This is a genomic window from Macrococcus sp. DPC7161, assembly GCF_004117835.1.
Classification (GTDB): Bacteria; Bacillota; Bacilli; order Staphylococcales; family Staphylococcaceae; genus SDSC01.
In genome coordinates this window covers 40783-57122 of sequence record NZ_SDSC01000008.1, presented here as the reverse complement: position 1 = coordinate 57122, position 16340 = coordinate 40783, and the positions used below count along the sequence as shown (strand labels likewise).

Here is a 16340-nt window from a genome sequence, read left to right as displayed (position 1 = left end):
ATGAAGACATTAGTGATTATCGTTCATCCGGATATGCAGCATTCACGCGTCAATCGATTATGGATGGACAGTTTGATGAAAGAAGATATTGATATCATTGATTTATACGCGTTATACCCTGAATCAAAGATTAATGTGGCAACTGAACAGGAACGATTATTAAATTATGATAAGATTATCTTCCAATTCCCATTCTACTGGTATAGTAGTCCGCCATTATTAAAGCAGTATCTTGATGAAGTGTTCCTGTACAATTATGCATATGGGCCAGAAGGAACTAAGTTAAAGGGTAAATCGTTTGGTATTGGTGTGACAGTTGGGTCAAATGAAGCGGATTATTCGGAAGAAGGATCAAATCATTTCACGCTTGAAACCTTACTAAGTCCATTTGAAGCAACTTTTAATTATATAGGTGCAAACTATCTAGGATATTATGCGCAATATGGCACAGCATATAACTTAACGGATGAAGAATTAATTGAAGGAAACAAAGTTTATATAACGTTTGTGAAGTGAAAATAAGACCGCTTGAATTCAAGCGGTCTTATTTTTATAATGTATCAGCACCATAAACTTTCCTGTTCATCGCTACGATATCTTCATGTTGCATATTAGGTTTGAAATGTTTCATCACTTCGTCCCGATTGATAGGCACAGAAGATTTAACAGCAATCTTTAAGGCATGCTCCAAATGTGATTGATTAAGTTCAGTACAGTATGCTGGTGCTCCTGGTTGGTGTCTCCATGAGTTATTTAATTCGCCATTATCTACAACATCTATTCCAATTTCTCTAATCATATTTGTTACGGTATCTTTATGGTTTTGATTATCCCCTGAAATCGCCATAGCTATTTTTTTACCATCAGCAGATGTGATATTTTGAAGTGTCATCGCAAGTAGGTTGTTAAATGCTTTAATCACAGGTTTGCCAATTTGTTCTGAAACCCACACGCTTTCAACTTTACCTTGTTCGATGGATGTTATATTACCATCTCTAAAAGGATAATAATTTGTCGTATCAATTATAATTGTATGTTCATCGAGTTGTGATAGATGATTCTTTAATTGAGGAACGACATGAAAAGGAATAGAAATGATTAATACATTAATATCTTGTATTACATCTTCAATCGTTACGGCATTTCCTTTATAGTCTTTGTCCTTTAATTTATCAATGGATCTTAAATCAGCTATTTTAATTTCGTGTCCAGCATCAAATAAATGCTTGGAAATTGTTGTGCCGATTGGTCCGGCACCAATTATACCTATTTTCATAATAAACCTCCTCAGATTAGAAATTTTGCATTAAATCATCTATAACTTCCTCCTTAGTGATTCAATCCATATTCATAAGATACGCCTAAATTTTCTCTTAATGTTTCTCCTTCGTATTCTGTGTGGAATAGTCCACGCTCCTGTAAAATAGGTACGACTTGCTCTACAAAATCTTTGACCCCATCATGCGATGAATCTGGCACGATAGAGAAGCCGTCAGTTGCATCTGATAAATACCAATCTTCTAAGAAGTCAGCGACCATTTCAGGTGTACCGACAACAACTGGATGGTAGTTGATTACACCATTAGCTAACACATCTTTAACAGACATTCCTGATTTTAATAATTCATAAGCTTTATCTGATCTTGGATCCATTGGTGATGGATACATTTGACTGATTAAGCTTTGTGGTAGAGGTCGTGTAATATCGATTGTATTCATACTGATTGATAATCCAACCATATGTCCTAAATATTCTACATGATGTGCAGTTTCTCTTGGTGCAAATTCCTGCATCATATAGCGACGTTCAAGTGCTTCTTCTTTTGTCTTTCCAATTGAGAACATAAATCCTGCAAACATCTTAATATCGTCAGGGTTACGTCCATGTGCTTCTGCACTTTTACGTAACATCATGCGATGTAATTTCGCTTCTTCTTTCGTAAATGGATTCGCATATACACCTGAAGCGAACCTTCCTGCAAGTTCTAATCCTTTTTCACCGCCACCCGCTTGAAATATTGGTGGTTGCCCTTGTGGTGAAGCTGGTATTGGAAGAGGTCCACGTGTTTGATAGTGTTTACCATGGTAATTTGCGCGTTTGACTTTTGACATGTCTACATATTCACCGGTTATTTTGTTATGAATATAAGCATCACGTCCGAAAGTACCCCATAATGTTTGTACAGCTTCTATATGTTCGTGCGCCATATCATAACGTGTATCACGATCTGGAAGTGGTCGTCCAAAGTTTGCAGCAGCTTCATGATTCGATGTCGTTACTGCATTCCATCCCATTCGACCATTACTAACAATATCTAACGTTTTTAACGTACGTGCTAAATTATACGGTTCAGTATATGTCGTAGAATAGGTTGATACAATCCCGATGTGCTTTGTTTCTCTTGCAACTGCTGTGAGTGCTATTGTGGGATCCATTGGATGCATCGGAGAGTTTGTTGAAATGTCATTTGCTAAAGCAGGGGTATCTGCGATAAACAATGTATGGATTTTACCTTGCTCAGCTATTTTTGCATTTTCTACATAGAAGTCCATGTTTGTATAAGCATCTGCAACAGCACCAGGCATACGCCACGTTTTAAATTCACCACCGTATCCGGAAACCATTTGTAGCGCAAGTTTCATCTTGCCATCTCTTTTATTAATTGTCATTACTAAAGCTCCTTCTTTATTTGAGTTATCGTAGTATAAATTATATACTTATATACAAGTTTGAAAAGACGGCAATAAAATGTGATTAAGTACTATTTTTAGTACGTTTGTATAAGGACGGGAGATTATGGCGAAAATTTGTAAATACGGATTTGATGATACGATGATTATTAATAAAAGGGATTTATATGGAATAGGTTTCACTCAAAATTTGTTATCCGGCCGCTGGAAGTATTTTATTTTATGGTTTATTAAAGATGAGCCGAAGCGATTTAGTGATATTAAGCGATTTTTATCAGGTATCTCACAAGGATCTCTTACAAAGCAATTAAAAGAATTAGAAAGTGATGGGCTCGTTCATCGTGAAGTATATCCAGAAGTTCCACCACGTGTTGAATATTCATTAACAGAGATGGGGCAGGAAATATTACCAATACTTAAACTCATGGAGTCATATGGCAAGAAGCATGGAGAGCAAGCAGAGGATTATTTATAAAATTTTTACTTGACCTAGAGTTCTCTCTAGGTGTTAAGCTAATTTTGAAAGTTGGTGAGAAATTGACTTGGACGATGGGAGAATTTGTTGAACTTACAGGATTGAGTGAACATACTTTGAGATTTTATGAAAAAGAAGGCTTATTTAAAGTAGCGCGTCAAGGTAATAAGCGCGTGTTTTCTGAAGAAAATAAATTGTGGGTTGAATCGATTACACATTTAAAAGAAACAGGTATGTCACTTGCTGATATTAAAACGTTCTGTGTATTAGGGCACGCTGACGCTGACCTCCTGAGAGTTCTTATGGAAATTGATTCATGACGGATGATAAGCCTAGCTCTTTAACTTGGGTGTTAAATTCATCTTTTGAAATATTAGTTTGGTTCACTTTATCAAGCAAATTAAGCTGGTCTTTTACTTTTAAGAACGGAACTAAATTTGAAGATTGAAGAATAAGTCCGATTTGTTTGAGTCGTATTTTTGCACGTTGCTTCTCTGTTAACTTGCTGACATCTTGATTGTTGATAATGATTTCACCATTCGTAAATAAACCCTTTTTGTTTCGGGGTTTATGATGTAATATAATTACCATTAAGTATAAGAAGAATAATTAGAAAAGGTGATTAATATGATTCAAGCGACTTTACATGGATTTTTATTAGCATTAGGACTAATATTACCATTAGGTGCTCAAAATGTATTTGTATTTAATCAAGGCGCTAATCATAAGAGTTTAAAGAAGTCTCTTCCAGTAGTGATAACTGCGGGATTGTGCGATACCCTGCTGATTTTGTTAGCAGTTTTAGGTGTATCTTTAGTGCTAAATCATTATCCATCGTTACAACTATTTGTATATATTGTTGGTTTATTCTTTTTATTATATATGGCTTGGTCATTATGGAATGAAAAGCCGGCTGATGCAACTGATCAGCCACCTATGTCTGCAAAAAAACAGATAGGCTTTGCGATGTCTGTATCATTATTAAATCCTCACGCAATAATGGATACAATAGGTGTTATTGGGACTAGTGCATCAATTTATTCTAATGATGAAAAAGTAGCATTTACTATTGCGACTATTCTTGTATCTTGGATATGGTTTATCAGTCTTGCACTAATCGGAAAAATTGTTGGTACAATTGACAAATCGGGCAGATTTATTCTTATATTAAATAAACTATCAAGTGTCATAATCCTTATCGTAGCATTTTTAATCATTAGAAATATATATGAAATTATAAGTTAGTGTGATTTCCATGCGAACTATAAACAAAAATAAACCGGAATAATAACTTATTCCGGTTTATTTGCTTTATACTGGTTCAATTGAGACTTTATAACCATTAATAACGAATTCAATCTTTTATTATTCGTGACATTTACAGGCTCATTCGTATGCAAATAACTACCGTTATCTAAGGCATTCAACTCACTTTTCAGCTTAGAAATTCTACTTGCCTTTGCCACACTTGAACCCCAACTCTTAGGTTGGATCATTTGAACCTCCGAAAGTTCTGCTAATACATCTGCTCTAGTTCTCATCATAAACACTCCTTAATTTATATTTACAATAAAAATAAGCTCATCTTAAATAAAGAAGAGCTTAAAAAGAACTTCTTATCTTTCAAGATGTCATCTTGTTGGAATTAGCACAGTACAAATATGCCTGTTGCTGAGGCTTCATCGGGCCAAGTCCCTTCACCTACTCTAAATAAGATACGAGCTATTATATTGTATTTATATTATATCATATGGTTAAAGCGTGAAGAATATTAATTAGGATAATTTCAGTATTTTAAATATAAATTATTATATTTTGTGTACCATTTGTACAATATGTGTTTTGTTGTTTTTCTTATATTGTTTATGTACATGCATACCTATATTTTTTGCTACTTTTTGAGATGCTAAGTTTTCTACATTGGTGTATGAATAGATTTCACTGTACCCCAACTTATCAAATGCGTAATTTTTACAAGTAAGGGCAGCTTCTGAGGCATAACCTTTGTTACAAAATTCTGGGATAATATGGAAACCTATTTCTGGTAGTAATTCTCCATCAATATTTTGAATCGTTATACCACAGTCACCGATGAATTGATTTGTTTCTTTTAAGATAACAGCCCATAATCCATGATTATATAAACGATAATTTTCTATATTCCACTCTATCCAGTTTATGACATCTTTATGTGAAAATATCTTTGGATAATATTTCATTGAATCAGGATTAGACAATACTTTAGACAAATCAGTGACATCCTCTAATTTAAACTCGCGTAAAAATAATCTCTTTGTTTTGATAATCAATTTTTAATTTCTCCTATGAATTATAGAATATGTTTTATCTTAATTGTCTGAAAACTCATTTTATTATAAGATTAACAATAAGCCTATGGAAATTTTATTATATTTATTGTTGAAAATCACAATGAGAAAAGGAGATTTAGTATGATAACAGCACTTAACCATATTACTTTTTCGGTATCAAACTTGAAATAATCTATAGATTTTTATCAAAATGTACTTAAAGGGAAAATTTTGATGGAAGGTAATAAAAGTGCGTATTTTGATATAGGTGGCATTTGGATAGCGTTGAATGAAGAAACTGATATACCAAGAAATGAAATCCATTTATCATATACTCACATTGCATTTTCGATTAGGGATGAGAGTTTTAGCGAGTGGTATGAACACTTAAGAAAACATCATGTATTTATACTAGAAGGTAGAAAAAGAGACCCAAAAGATAAAAAATCTATCTATTTTGAAGATCCTGACGGGCACAAAATAGAATTGCATACTGGAACCCTTGAAGATAGATTGCAGTATTACAGTGAAAGTAAAGAACATATAAAATTATACGATATGTGAGGATGTTATGAATCTAAAACTTATTAATGAAATAAAATCAGAAACTGAAAAGCAATGTGCATATCATCTAATTCAATTATTTTGGAAAGAGCATAATAATTATATTCAGAATATGGAAGATGCTATTGAACATTATAATCAATGGACTTCTGTGGGACACCTATTTTATTTAATAGAATATGAAAATAAAAATATCGGCTTTGTACATTTGGGTAGCAGAGGTGGGCAAATAGATTGGCTTGAAGATATTTTTATAATTCCTGAAATGCAAGGTAAAGGAATTGGTCGAAAAGTGATTTTTATGATTGAAGAGATAGTAAAAAAATACTCAGAGTCTTTATATTTGGAAGTTGCTGCAAGAAATTTAGCAGCACTTAAACTTTACTATGAACTAGGCTTTAACTGTTTGAACACATTAACAATTAGAAAAGATTTTCAAGATCAAAAATTTGATGTAATAAATAATGAAAATATTAATGGATATACATTTGAAGTTAAGAAATATAAAAAATAATTGAAAGGAGAACAGTAAATGAATCTAGGTGTTAAACGAGGAGAAGTTTTGCTTTCGGATTATCAAAATTCATGGATTGAGGAGTTTAATAAAGTTAAAAATCAAATTTTATCTGTAACAAATCTAAAATCTGAATGCATCGAGCATATTGGAAGTACAGCGATACCAGGATTAAAAGCTAAACCAATCATAGACATAATGATAGGTGTGGATGATTATAAGACGATGCAAGAACCATTCTTTAATGCGCTGAAATCAATTGGCATTTATCGACTTCGTGTACAAAAAGACGATGAAATAGTTCTAGCTAAGTTTTCTGATGAAACTTTTCAAACACACACACATTTTATACACTTAGTAAATCTAAATAATCAAAAGTGGAATGATTTAATCAAATTTAGAGATCGACTAAAGTTAAATGATGAATTAAGGGATGCCTATATGGATTTGAAAGAAGTACTTTCAGAAAAATATTCTGAAGATAGACCAAAATATACAGAAGAAAAAGAAGCGTTCATTAAAAGAGTTATTGACTGATTATAATTACAATATGAAAGATGAGAAAGATCTAAGAGAATATTAGATACTGCTAAAGAGGGTGATACGATTTGGGGTATATCTACTAAGTATATAGTTAAACCTGAATCAATTATAAAACTTAGCGGTATTAAAAATAACTTAATACGAGTTGGACAAAAAATTGTTATTGGAGTCTCATGATTTGAATAATGATAAATAATATAAAACTACTACTAAATTGGATAGTATATCTATTAATTAAAATAGGTTTACTAGCCTTTTTTGTTTATATGCTATTATTTAGATACTAATTAGCAAAGGGGTAGTATATGGATAAATGGGTAGGTATCTTTGTAAGTTTTTTAGGTATATTAATACCAATAGCTTTATCGAATTTTACAAATAAAGTTCAAGTTGAGAAATCAATTTCGAATAATTGGTTACAGAGAAACTTTGGTTATATTTTGTATAGTTTTACTTTTATATATCCTGTGTATCATATTACTACTACTTATATGAAAATAGAAAAAAATGACTTTGAGTTATTAATTATAAGTTTCGTATTTTGGTATTTGATATATACATATTTCGTATATTTAAATGTAAAATTATTTTTTAACGAAGTTAGAAAACCTTATGTAAAATTTGAAGATATGGAATATGAATTATTACATATAAATAAAAGTAATCAGATAATATATTTAACACCAAGAAATGAACTATACAAAGAAGTTGAATTCTTTTTAAATTTTGATGATTTAAGAGCAACACCAATAATTCTTAAAGATGATTTGTATTCAGTTTCACTTAGCAGAATGAAAAAAATAATAGAATTTAACAGTCTTCAATTCAAAAAATATTTTACATTTGCTATTGGTAACATTTTAGTAATTATATTAATAATAGCATTTTTAGTTACTTATATGATTCTTAAACAAGTTATATATGAATTTATAGTATTAATAATATTTGGTACATTTGATATTTGTATTCTAATATATATTATTTATTATTGTATCACTAAAAAAAGAAACTAAAAATTAAAAAAAGAAGCTACTCACTCAAATAATGAGTAATAGCTATTTTTTTATTAATTTCACTAATTGGTAACCCACTACGTAGCCAGCTTGAAAATTTAGACTTTGGAATGCTTGATTATAGTGTGTAAACATAGCATCAAAAGCTAGGATTCATTAGTTTGGTTAACAGAGACAAAAAATAACCACTCATAAGCTTGACAGAGCTGAGTGGTTATAATAACTATATTAAAGCTAGTCACCGTATAAACGGATATACAAGGGGAGTGTTGGCAGCACTCCTCTATTTATGTACATTTTACAAATAGAACATTTTGAAAATCAAAACTTTATAATGCTGTTTTGAAGTGAGTATATATAAATCTGATTATTAATGCAGCAATCTGAGTCAAGAAATTCAAATGCTGATTCGTTAATATAAATTTAAGAAAGAGGTGAGTATAAATTTGAAACCATATATTCAAAAGGTTATTGAAATCATTGAAGAAAATTTATTCGAAGATTTATCTTTAGACGATTATGAAAAATTAACGGGATATTCAAAGTTTCATTTAACGCGTTATTTTAAGAATCATTTAAATACAACTATATTTGAATATATTACTAAGAGAAGAATGGCAAAAGCATCTTATTTATTAATTCATACAGATATTTCAATTATAGATGTTACAGCATTAACTCACTTTGAAAACCAAGAATCATTTACGAGATGTTTCAAAAAGCTATATCAGTTACCACCAGGAAAGTATAGAAAAATCATGAGAGATTTAATAAAGGAGGATTTTAAAATGACGACACCAAAAGGATGGTTTTTATCAGGATCTAAAGTAGAGCGCTATGAAATTAATAAAGAAACAATGTATGTACACTCTGGTACACAGAGTGCGAAGTTGAATTGCATATCAAAAAAAGAAGAAATGCAAAATGGAGATTTTGGTACGATAATGCAAAGTATTTCATCGGAAGATTTCAAAGGAAAAAGAATAAAATTTAGTGCGTTTATCGCGACTAAAGAAGTAAATTCAAGTGGATTATGGGCGAGAATTGATGATCAATACAACAATACATTACAATTTGATAATATGAGTAATCGTAGTATTAGTGGTACAAATGAGTGGAATCAATATTCAGTTGTACTAGATGTGCCTAACGAAAGTCATTCAATTCATTTCGGCGTATTATTAGAAGGTGTTGGGTGTGTTTGGATAGATAATTTCTCAATAACGGAAGTAGATAAAAATATCCTTACAACAGATTTATTAAGTATGAAAGACCCACTTCCTAGACAACCTGAGAATTTAGACTTTGAATTGTTAAATTAGTGATAGAAAAAGAAAAATGGAGAGTGATTAATAACTAGAAGTAATAATCCTAATATCGATAGTATAATATATATAAGGTTTCAAGGAATATGTATATAGTGAAGCAATTATTGAAATATTTAGTGATATAATTATAAATATTCGATTTCTAATGGTTATTACTATAAATTTTAGGATAAAATTTATAAATTATTAGCTAAATATAGAAGAAAATTTAGGGTAAGTAATAATAAAAAATCATGTGAATTACCATATGATGATTTAAGAAAAAGATTTTTAAGTTAAGGAGATGATGAATATTCCGTTTATTATTACTTTGGTTATTGTAACATTCCTTTTATTATTAGGTATAATGTTTAGAATGGGTAAAGGTGCAGATTTAATATCAGGTTACTCATTAATGTCTAAAGAGAAGAAATCATTATATGATGAAAAAAAATTAACTACATATTCATCATACGTATCATATTCATTAATTATTTTGTTTATAGTATGGTACCTTTTCTCTCGTCAAGGTAGTTATATTAACATATATGGTATGGGATTTTTCATAATTATATATACATGCATTGTAAATGTAATAATAATAAAAATGAGTAAAAAACACTAAAAAATACGTTTTTTATTAAATAAATTGATTGTTTACACATAATTTAAAGATACATCTTTCCAAGGGAGTTGTTTAATTAAGTTTAGACGATTCAAATTTTATAATGCTGTTTTGAAGTAGGTAAACATTGGGACTGATGTAAATTATTTTAAAGGCTATTTCCATGGATTTGACAAATGTATGGAATAGTCTTATATTTATGATAGCTACTATGTAATACAAAGTAGCTTTTATTTTAAATAGCTATCTTGTATTACAAAATAGAGGTGATTATATGGGAATGAGAACGCAGTTGCTAAAGGGTTTATTAGATGCTGTGGTGTTGTCCATTATTAAACAAAAAGAAGTGTATGGTTATGAACTGTCACAAAAACTATTAGAAACAGGTCTTGGTAACATCAGTGAAGGTACGATTTATCCTGTTTTATTAAGGTTACAAAAGAAAAATCTCATTACAAGTGAAATGAGAGAGAGCGATGTAGGTCCTAAACGTAAGTATTATTTTATTACTGATGAAGGTATCGAAGCACTTGAAGAAATGAATGAAGAGTGGAATGCAATTGTTGGTCCGATATCTAAAATATTGAACGGAGGTCATTAATATGTCTCGAACGGATGCTTTGATTGAAATGAATAATGAGAAGAGAGCATTATTATCGCCTAGTAATTTAAAGGAATATGAAAGAGTACTGATGTATTTACGTTGTGAGTGGCGTTTGCAAAGTGAAGCGACTGAAGAGGTGTTGAATGATTTAATTGATCATTTACTTGAAGCACAATCGCAAGGGGTTACGACTGAGGAGTTTTTTGGTGAGGATACGATGCAATTTGCTGAAGAGCTTGTTGATGAATTACCACGTGAACATAATCGAAATATTATGATGTTCTTGTTTACCATCACTTTATATCCACTGGCTATGATTTTGATTTTTGATGGTATTTCTAATCTAATTACGAGTTTCTTTACAGAACAAAAACCAATGAATATTGGGGGCTTTGCTATTGGGTTTGTGAGTATGATGCTTGCTTTTTATTTGTTCCTTGATAAGGTGTTAAGGGATATTCAAAAGGAAACAATAGACATAGATGCTAAACGTAAAAATATCGGTAAGTTTTTTGTTTATTGGTTATGTTGTTGTGTTATCTTTGCACTATACATGTTACCGTTATTATTCCTAAAAGTAGGGCCACAAGTGATTGTTCCTTGGTATATTTCAATTGGCTTAAGTTTAGTCATCTTCTTAGTTGCACGCGTATTATTTAAGAAGTTCTCATGAGTGCTACTTATAGATATTTGTTGTATTATCAACATTAGATGAAGATAGATAATGTAACCGAGGTGAAGCGATATGGAACAGATTAATGATTATAATCAATTAATGGAAAGTACTAAACAAGAGGTATTTGTCTTGTATGTAATGAGTGAAGGCTGTAGTGTTTGTCACGCTGATTTACCTCGTGTTGAAGCATTATTAGAAAGGTATCCATTCCCAAATGCAAAGATGATGGTGAATGAAGTGCCGGAAGCGGCTGGACAATTGTCATTATTTACATCACCTGTAGTGATTGTATTTGCACAAGGACGAGAATTTCATAGACAAGCACGTATTATCGATTTCTCAGAATTAGAACATCGATTAAATCAACTGAAGGAATTAATGGGATAAGCGATTAATTTTCAAACTGTAAGGAGATCAATATGATTATTAATAATAAAGAGATTGTTTTCAGACCTGATACGCCTATTCCTTATTTTCAAGTTACTGATGATTACCGTATTCGATTTGGATATGAGAAGTTAACTACTAGCTTAATTAGAAAGGTACTATCTTTAGTTCTTCAAGATCGTACGATGCACCTTTGTGTCTGTTATAGAACCATAGAAGATCGCCATTCAAGAGATAATCGTCCTAAACTTGGAAAGTATTTTAACATTACAAATTGGAAAGAAGATATCATGATTGATAATGAAGATACATCTATTAAGTATCAAATGGTAAATGTAAAAAATATTTTAATTGAATCCATAATTAAATACGCTATTGAAATGATTATTCATGAAAAACCAGAAGCATTTATTCATTTTTACGATGATACTGTAGATATTTATATTACTAATGATGTGATTGATATCGTTTCTACTGACAAACAGTTGATAGAAATATTAAAGAACGATTATGAAAAAGTATATGATCGTTATTGGGTCGGTAAAGAATTTGAGTGAACTTGTATCAATTTTTGCTTTGATAGGTGCATTGATTGCTTTAGGTAGTCTTTGGATTTTCGATATATAAGAAATACCGCTGAATGAATGTTATTCAGCGGTATTTTTTAATTTAGAATAAAGTGATTTCATATTAAATAGCACTATAAAAAGATTTTAAAAAGTCTTTTTATGGTGCTATAATGTGTTTGAGGTGATTGTATGAAAAATTTAGAAGTGCCTATAAAAAGTATTACGGATATAAAAAAATCGCCAATGTCAGTTTTTAAAGAAGCTGAAATTAGAGAAAATGGTGTTTATATTTTTAATAGAGATAAAATTGCTGGTGTTGTATTAACTCAGGAGCAATATGAAGGTTTAAATAATGAATTGATGATGTTAAGAGATAAAATTGAATCATACCAAATTCAACAAAGACTAAATGATCAAAATCTAAAGACATATTCTGTTGAAGAGGTTACAGGAATTAATTTAAATTCTATTAATCTTGATGAGCATGATGAGTGGGAGTAAGTTATGTTTAAATTGAGATTTACTCAATATTCTAAGAATGATTTTTTGTCATTAGACGGTAGTCAGAAGAAAGTTGTTTTAAAGGGTTTGAAAAAAATTGAGATGCATGGGATGAATATTGGAGAACCACTATCTGGAAAGCTGTCTCACTGCAGGAAAATTAAATTTAAAAAAATGGGATTAAGAATAATATTTAGGCAAGTTGAGCATCAAATTGAGATTATTGAAATAGTAGCAATCGGAAAAAGAGATAATTTATCGGTGTATTTGGATGCAACGAGTCGAATTGATTAAACTAAAAAAGCCACTTCAGTGGCTTTTTTAATCTTGATTTAATTCATAATGTAATCCTAATGCGCCTGTAGAGAATACGTTACTTTCGATAAGGTTTAATGCTAATGTGTTATCGTTGAATAGTGGTAATCCACTTCCTACGGTATTTGGTGATACTGTGATTTTAAATGCATCGATAAGGTTATAATGCATTAAGTAGTGGGCTAGTCTTGGGCTACCAAGGATGACGATGTCTTTGCCGTCTTGTTGTTTTAATGTTTTGATGTAATCGATAATATTTTCTTTAACCAATGTTGTGTTATGCCATGTTGCTTCTTCTAATGTTGTTGAGAAAACGACTTTTTCAACGTCATTGATCCATTTTGCATGGTTGCGTTCATGTTCTGTTGCTTCTTCGTTATCGATTAACGTTGGCCAATAGCTATGCATCATTTCATATGTGTTTTTACCCCAAAGGATTGTATCTGCGGTACTGAGTACTTTGTTGGCGAATGCTTCAAGTTCTTCATTATAGGCTACAAAGCTAATATCCATTGGTCCATTCGGTCCTTCTGCATAACCGTCTAATGAACTGTGTAAAAATAAGATTAGTTTTCTCATAGTATCTCCTTAGTCGTTTGATTAATTGAATTGTATGCTATAAATAAATTTGTCACAATGAAAAAAAGCCAAAATCAGCTGATTTTGGCTTTTATTTTATCTTTATTGTACTTGTGGCTTTCGTTGTAATTTATAAATGATAAATCCGATAATAAATCCTATAATTGCTGGTAATACCCATCCCATACCGATTTCTGCAAATGGTAATACATTACCTGCATTAATGATTGATTTCGCAATTGGTGATGTTGAAATCACTTCTGGAGAAGCTTTTAATCCATCAATAAACGCAGCGATTAATGTAATGTATGTTGTCGTTTGATATACGATTTTTGAGTGATGGAAAGTTTTACTGAATAATGTTAATAAGATTAATGTGATCGCTAATGGATATAAGAACATTAATACTGGAATTGAAAGTTGGATGATTTTAGTTAATCCAACGTTTGCTACAACGAATGAAATGATACTAACCACTGTTGCGAACATTAAATAGTTTTGTTTTGGGAACAATTCTGTAAATGTTTCAGAGAATGCAGTAATAAGTCCAATTGCTGTCTTCAAACATGCGACGATAATGATGGCAGATAATAAAATGATGCCGTAATTACCCAGGTAATGTTGTGAAATTTGTGCGAGAGCAATGCCACCATTTTCACTTATTTTGAATGAACCTAAACTCATTGTTCCGATGATTGCAAGTAGAGTATAAATAACACCCATTAAGATAACGCTAATTAATCCAGACTTGATTGTTTCTCGTGCGATGTGATTAGGCTCTGTAACTCCTAATTTCTTAATTGTTGAAACAATGATAATACCGAATGCAAGTGAAGCAAGCGCATCTAATGTATTATAACCATCTAAAAATCCTTTTAAAAATGGATTTTCTTTGTAATCTGCTTGAATTGGTGCATCATGAATCATACCCATTGGTTTTAATAATGCTAAAACGACGATTAAACCAAGTAATACTAGAAAGACAGGATTTAAGAATTTACCAATGTAATCTAAAATCTTTGAAGGTTTCTTAGAAAATGTCCATGCGATAATAAAGAATATCAAACTAAATAATGCTAAATATAAAGGATTCGGTTTGCTACCTAAAAATGATGAAAATGCAATTTCAAATGAAACCGTCGCTAAACGTGGTAAAGCGAATAACGGACCAATGACTAAATAAAGTAAGATCGTAAAGATATAGGCATAAGTCTTGTTCACTCTGGTTGCGATATCAAACAAACCAGTTGTTTTGGAAATACCAATCGCGATAATCCCTAGAAAAGGAAGGCCAATTGCGGTAACAAGAAACCCTAAATTAGTAATCCAAACGTTAGATCCAGCAGCTTGACCAAAGTGGAGTGGAAAAATTAAGTTACCAGCACCAAAAAAGAGACCAAATAACATGGAACCAATAAAGATGTTTTCTTTAAGTGTAAGTTTTGTTTTCATAGAACCCTCCTATAAACGCGTGAAATAATATGAGTACTAGTATATACGTTAAGTTATCACAATACAATGCTTTAAAGCGAGATTTTTTTCAATTATCTGATAAATTTAAAAAATATGGTTATAATAGAAGTATTAATTGAAGGAGGAAATGAGTTGGAAAAAATATATATAGCAGGTGGATGTTTATGGGGTGTGCAAGCATTTATGAAGACCGTTCCTGGTGTTGTGACTACTGAAGCAGGAAGAGCCAATGGTACAACGCATACATTAGATGGTGAATATGACGGCTATGCAGAATGCGTCAAAGTCACATTTGATCCAAAACAAACGACTGTAGAAACATTAATGGAAGATTTCTTTCTAATTATTGACCCATATAGCGTGAACAAACAAGGTATAGATGTCGGAGAAAAGTATAGAACAGGTGTTTATAGCGAAGATGAAACACATTTAGAACAAGCGAGAAACTTTATTAATAATAGAAATGACAAAGAAAAAATAAAAGTAGAAGTCAAATCATTAACCAATTACGTAAGAAGTGCAGATAAACATCAAGATTATTTAGACAGACACCCAGGAGACTATTGTCATATACCACAAGCGATGATGGAGAAGTATAAGAGATAAAACATTATGGAGGAGTATCAATGATTACAAACATTTATTTTATTAGACACGCAGAATCGCCTTTTATATTTGGAAAAGAAAAAGAGAGACCACTTTCAGAAAAAGGATTTAAAGATGCGAAGACGATTGCAGATAAACTATCACATATTCATTTCGACCAATTTATTTCTAGTTCTTATAATAGAGCGATACAAACTGTGGAGCCATTAGCGAATGGAGCACCTATAAAATTATATAAAGAATTAAGAGAAAAAACTTTAAAAGGTGCATATAAATCTTCAGAAGAAGAAATTGAAAATGCAATTGAAATGTCATTAGAAGACCACGAATTTAAACTAGAAGGTGGAGAAACTACAAAAGAAGTTTTAGAACGTTCGATTCCTGTAATTGAATCCATCTTACAAGATGAGACGTTAAAAACAGTTGCTATAGGGACGCATGGGAACATCATGACGATTATAATGAACTATTATCGTCCAGAAATCGGATATGAGTTTTGGAAATCAACGACAAAACCAGATGTTTATCAATGTACATTTGAAGGCAGTAAATTGAAAGAAATTACTAGAATATAGAAAAAGCTAGAACC

General features: G+C 31.2%; 24 protein-coding genes and 1 riboswitch. Of the genes, 18 read left to right on the top strand and 6 right to left on the bottom strand.

Annotation, left to right across the window (positions count from 1 at the left end; all coding sequences use genetic code 11):
• On the top strand, positions 1-516 hold the full coding sequence (locus ER639_RS10155; protein ID WP_129065677.1) for an NAD(P)H-dependent oxidoreductase: 516 nt from the start codon (positions 1-3) through the stop codon (positions 514-516).
• A 34-nt stretch (positions 517-550) separates the two neighbouring features.
• Here the strand turns inward: ER639_RS10155 and ER639_RS10150 are convergent, their stop codons facing one another.
• Both ER639_RS10150 and ER639_RS10145 read right to left on the bottom strand, forming a co-directional pair.
• The gene (locus ER639_RS10150; RefSeq protein WP_129065676.1) at positions 551-1276 is read right to left on the bottom strand and encodes an NADPH-dependent F420 reductase; all 726 of its coding nucleotides are present in this window, start codon (positions 1274-1276) and stop codon (positions 551-553) included.
• A gap of 53 nt (positions 1277-1329) precedes the next feature.
• Entirely contained in the window at positions 1330-2670 is a 1341-nt protein-coding gene (locus ER639_RS10145) for an NtaA/DmoA family FMN-dependent monooxygenase (protein ID WP_129065675.1), read from the bottom strand.
• A 127-nt stretch (positions 2671-2797) separates the two neighbouring features.
• Here ER639_RS10145 and ER639_RS10140 point away from each other — a divergent pair, with 127 nt between their 5' ends.
• The 3 genes from ER639_RS10140 (at position 2798) to ER639_RS10130 (ending at position 4411) form a co-directional block, all read left to right on the top strand.
• Complete coding sequence (locus ER639_RS10140; RefSeq protein WP_129065674.1) at positions 2798-3166, top strand: winged helix-turn-helix transcriptional regulator; 369 nt, start codon at positions 2798-2800, stop codon at positions 3164-3166.
• Positions 3167-3210: 44 nt separating this feature from the next.
• The gene (locus tag ER639_RS10135) at positions 3211-3486 is read left to right on the top strand and encodes a MerR family transcriptional regulator (RefSeq protein ID WP_240664045.1); all 276 of its coding nucleotides are present in this window, start codon (positions 3211-3213) and stop codon (positions 3484-3486) included.
• 307 nt (positions 3487-3793) lie between these two features.
• Entirely contained in the window at positions 3794-4411 is a 618-nt protein-coding gene (locus tag ER639_RS10130; protein ID WP_129065673.1) for a LysE/ArgO family amino acid transporter, read from the top strand.
• Positions 4412-4458: 47 nt separating this feature from the next.
• On the opposite strand, the gene ER639_RS10125 is transcribed toward ER639_RS10130, so the two are convergent.
• Together ER639_RS10125 and ER639_RS10120 are read right to left on the bottom strand one after the other, a co-directional pair.
• Positions 4459-4710, bottom strand: coding sequence for a hypothetical protein (locus ER639_RS10125; RefSeq protein WP_129065672.1), 252 nt, complete (start codon positions 4708-4710; stop codon positions 4459-4461).
• Between the two features lie 69 nt (positions 4711-4779).
• A riboswitch (SAM riboswitch) is annotated at positions 4780-4883 on the bottom strand.
• A gap of 91 nt (positions 4884-4974) precedes the next feature.
• Positions 4975-5475 carry a GNAT family N-acetyltransferase gene (locus ER639_RS10120; RefSeq protein WP_129065671.1) on the bottom strand — a complete coding sequence of 167 codons (501 nt, stop codon included), beginning with the start codon at positions 5473-5475 and terminating at the stop codon, positions 4975-4977.
• Positions 5476-5670: 195 nt separating this feature from the next.
• Here ER639_RS10120 and fosB point away from each other — a divergent pair, with 195 nt between their 5' ends.
• The 12 genes from fosB (at position 5671) to ER639_RS10055 (ending at position 13072) form a co-directional block, all read left to right on the top strand.
• Positions 5671-6039 carry a metallothiol transferase FosB gene (gene fosB / locus ER639_RS10115; protein WP_240664048.1) on the top strand — a complete coding sequence of 123 codons (369 nt, stop codon included), beginning with the start codon at positions 5671-5673 and terminating at the stop codon, positions 6037-6039.
• Positions 6040-6046: 7 nt separating this feature from the next.
• Positions 6047-6553 (top strand): GNAT family N-acetyltransferase, encoded by a 507-nt coding sequence (locus tag ER639_RS10110; RefSeq protein ID WP_129065670.1) that lies wholly within the window; start codon positions 6047-6049, stop codon positions 6551-6553.
• Positions 6554-6571: 18 nt separating this feature from the next.
• Positions 6572-7090, top strand: coding sequence for a GrpB family protein (locus tag ER639_RS10105; RefSeq protein ID WP_129065669.1), 519 nt, complete (start codon positions 6572-6574; stop codon positions 7088-7090).
• Positions 7091-7401: 311 nt separating this feature from the next.
• Positions 7402-8109 (top strand): hypothetical protein, encoded by a 708-nt coding sequence (locus ER639_RS10095; protein WP_129065668.1) that lies wholly within the window; start codon positions 7402-7404, stop codon positions 8107-8109.
• 446 nt (positions 8110-8555) lie between these two features.
• Positions 8556-9431 carry a helix-turn-helix domain-containing protein gene (locus ER639_RS10090; protein ID WP_240664041.1) on the top strand — a complete coding sequence of 292 codons (876 nt, stop codon included), beginning with the start codon at positions 8556-8558 and terminating at the stop codon, positions 9429-9431.
• Between the two features lie 289 nt (positions 9432-9720).
• Positions 9721-10041, top strand: a complete 321-nt coding sequence (locus ER639_RS12580; RefSeq protein WP_129065667.1) for a DUF3784 domain-containing protein — start codon at positions 9721-9723, stop codon at positions 10039-10041.
• A gap of 274 nt (positions 10042-10315) precedes the next feature.
• Entirely contained in the window at positions 10316-10642 is a 327-nt protein-coding gene (locus tag ER639_RS10080; protein WP_129065666.1) for a PadR family transcriptional regulator, read from the top strand.
• Between the two features lies 1 nt (position 10643).
• On the top strand, positions 10644-11318 hold the full coding sequence (locus ER639_RS10075) for a DUF1129 family protein (protein ID WP_129065665.1): 675 nt from the start codon (positions 10644-10646) through the stop codon (positions 11316-11318).
• A 72-nt stretch (positions 11319-11390) separates the two neighbouring features.
• The gene (locus ER639_RS10070) at positions 11391-11708 is read left to right on the top strand and encodes a thioredoxin family protein (protein WP_129065664.1); all 318 of its coding nucleotides are present in this window, start codon (positions 11391-11393) and stop codon (positions 11706-11708) included.
• A 32-nt stretch (positions 11709-11740) separates the two neighbouring features.
• On the top strand, positions 11741-12265 hold the full coding sequence (locus ER639_RS10065; protein ID WP_129065663.1) for a hypothetical protein: 525 nt from the start codon (positions 11741-11743) through the stop codon (positions 12263-12265).
• A 201-nt stretch (positions 12266-12466) separates the two neighbouring features.
• Positions 12467-12778 carry a hypothetical protein gene (locus ER639_RS10060; RefSeq protein WP_129065662.1) on the top strand — a complete coding sequence of 104 codons (312 nt, stop codon included), beginning with the start codon at positions 12467-12469 and terminating at the stop codon, positions 12776-12778.
• A gap of 3 nt (positions 12779-12781) precedes the next feature.
• Positions 12782-13072, top strand: a complete 291-nt coding sequence (locus tag ER639_RS10055) for a type II toxin-antitoxin system RelE family toxin (protein WP_129065661.1) — start codon at positions 12782-12784, stop codon at positions 13070-13072.
• Between the two features lie 27 nt (positions 13073-13099).
• Here ER639_RS10055 and ER639_RS10050 read toward each other — a convergent pair whose 3' ends face one another.
• Together ER639_RS10050 and brnQ are read right to left on the bottom strand one after the other, a co-directional pair.
• Complete coding sequence (locus ER639_RS10050) at positions 13100-13672, bottom strand: dihydrofolate reductase family protein (RefSeq protein ID WP_129065660.1); 573 nt, start codon at positions 13670-13672, stop codon at positions 13100-13102.
• Positions 13673-13774: 102 nt separating this feature from the next.
• On the bottom strand, positions 13775-15124 hold the full coding sequence (gene brnQ, locus ER639_RS10045; RefSeq protein ID WP_129065659.1) for a branched-chain amino acid transport system II carrier protein: 1350 nt from the start codon (positions 15122-15124) through the stop codon (positions 13775-13777).
• Between the two features lie 153 nt (positions 15125-15277).
• On the opposite strand from brnQ, the gene ER639_RS10040 reads away from it, so the two are divergent.
• Positions 15278-15751 carry a peptide-methionine (S)-S-oxide reductase gene (locus tag ER639_RS10040; RefSeq protein WP_129065658.1) on the top strand — a complete coding sequence of 158 codons (474 nt, stop codon included), beginning with the start codon at positions 15278-15280 and terminating at the stop codon, positions 15749-15751.
• 20 nt (positions 15752-15771) lie between these two features.
• Positions 15772-16326 (top strand): histidine phosphatase family protein, encoded by a 555-nt coding sequence (locus ER639_RS10035; protein ID WP_129065657.1) that lies wholly within the window; start codon positions 15772-15774, stop codon positions 16324-16326.
• Positions 16327-16340: the final 14 nt, after the last annotated feature.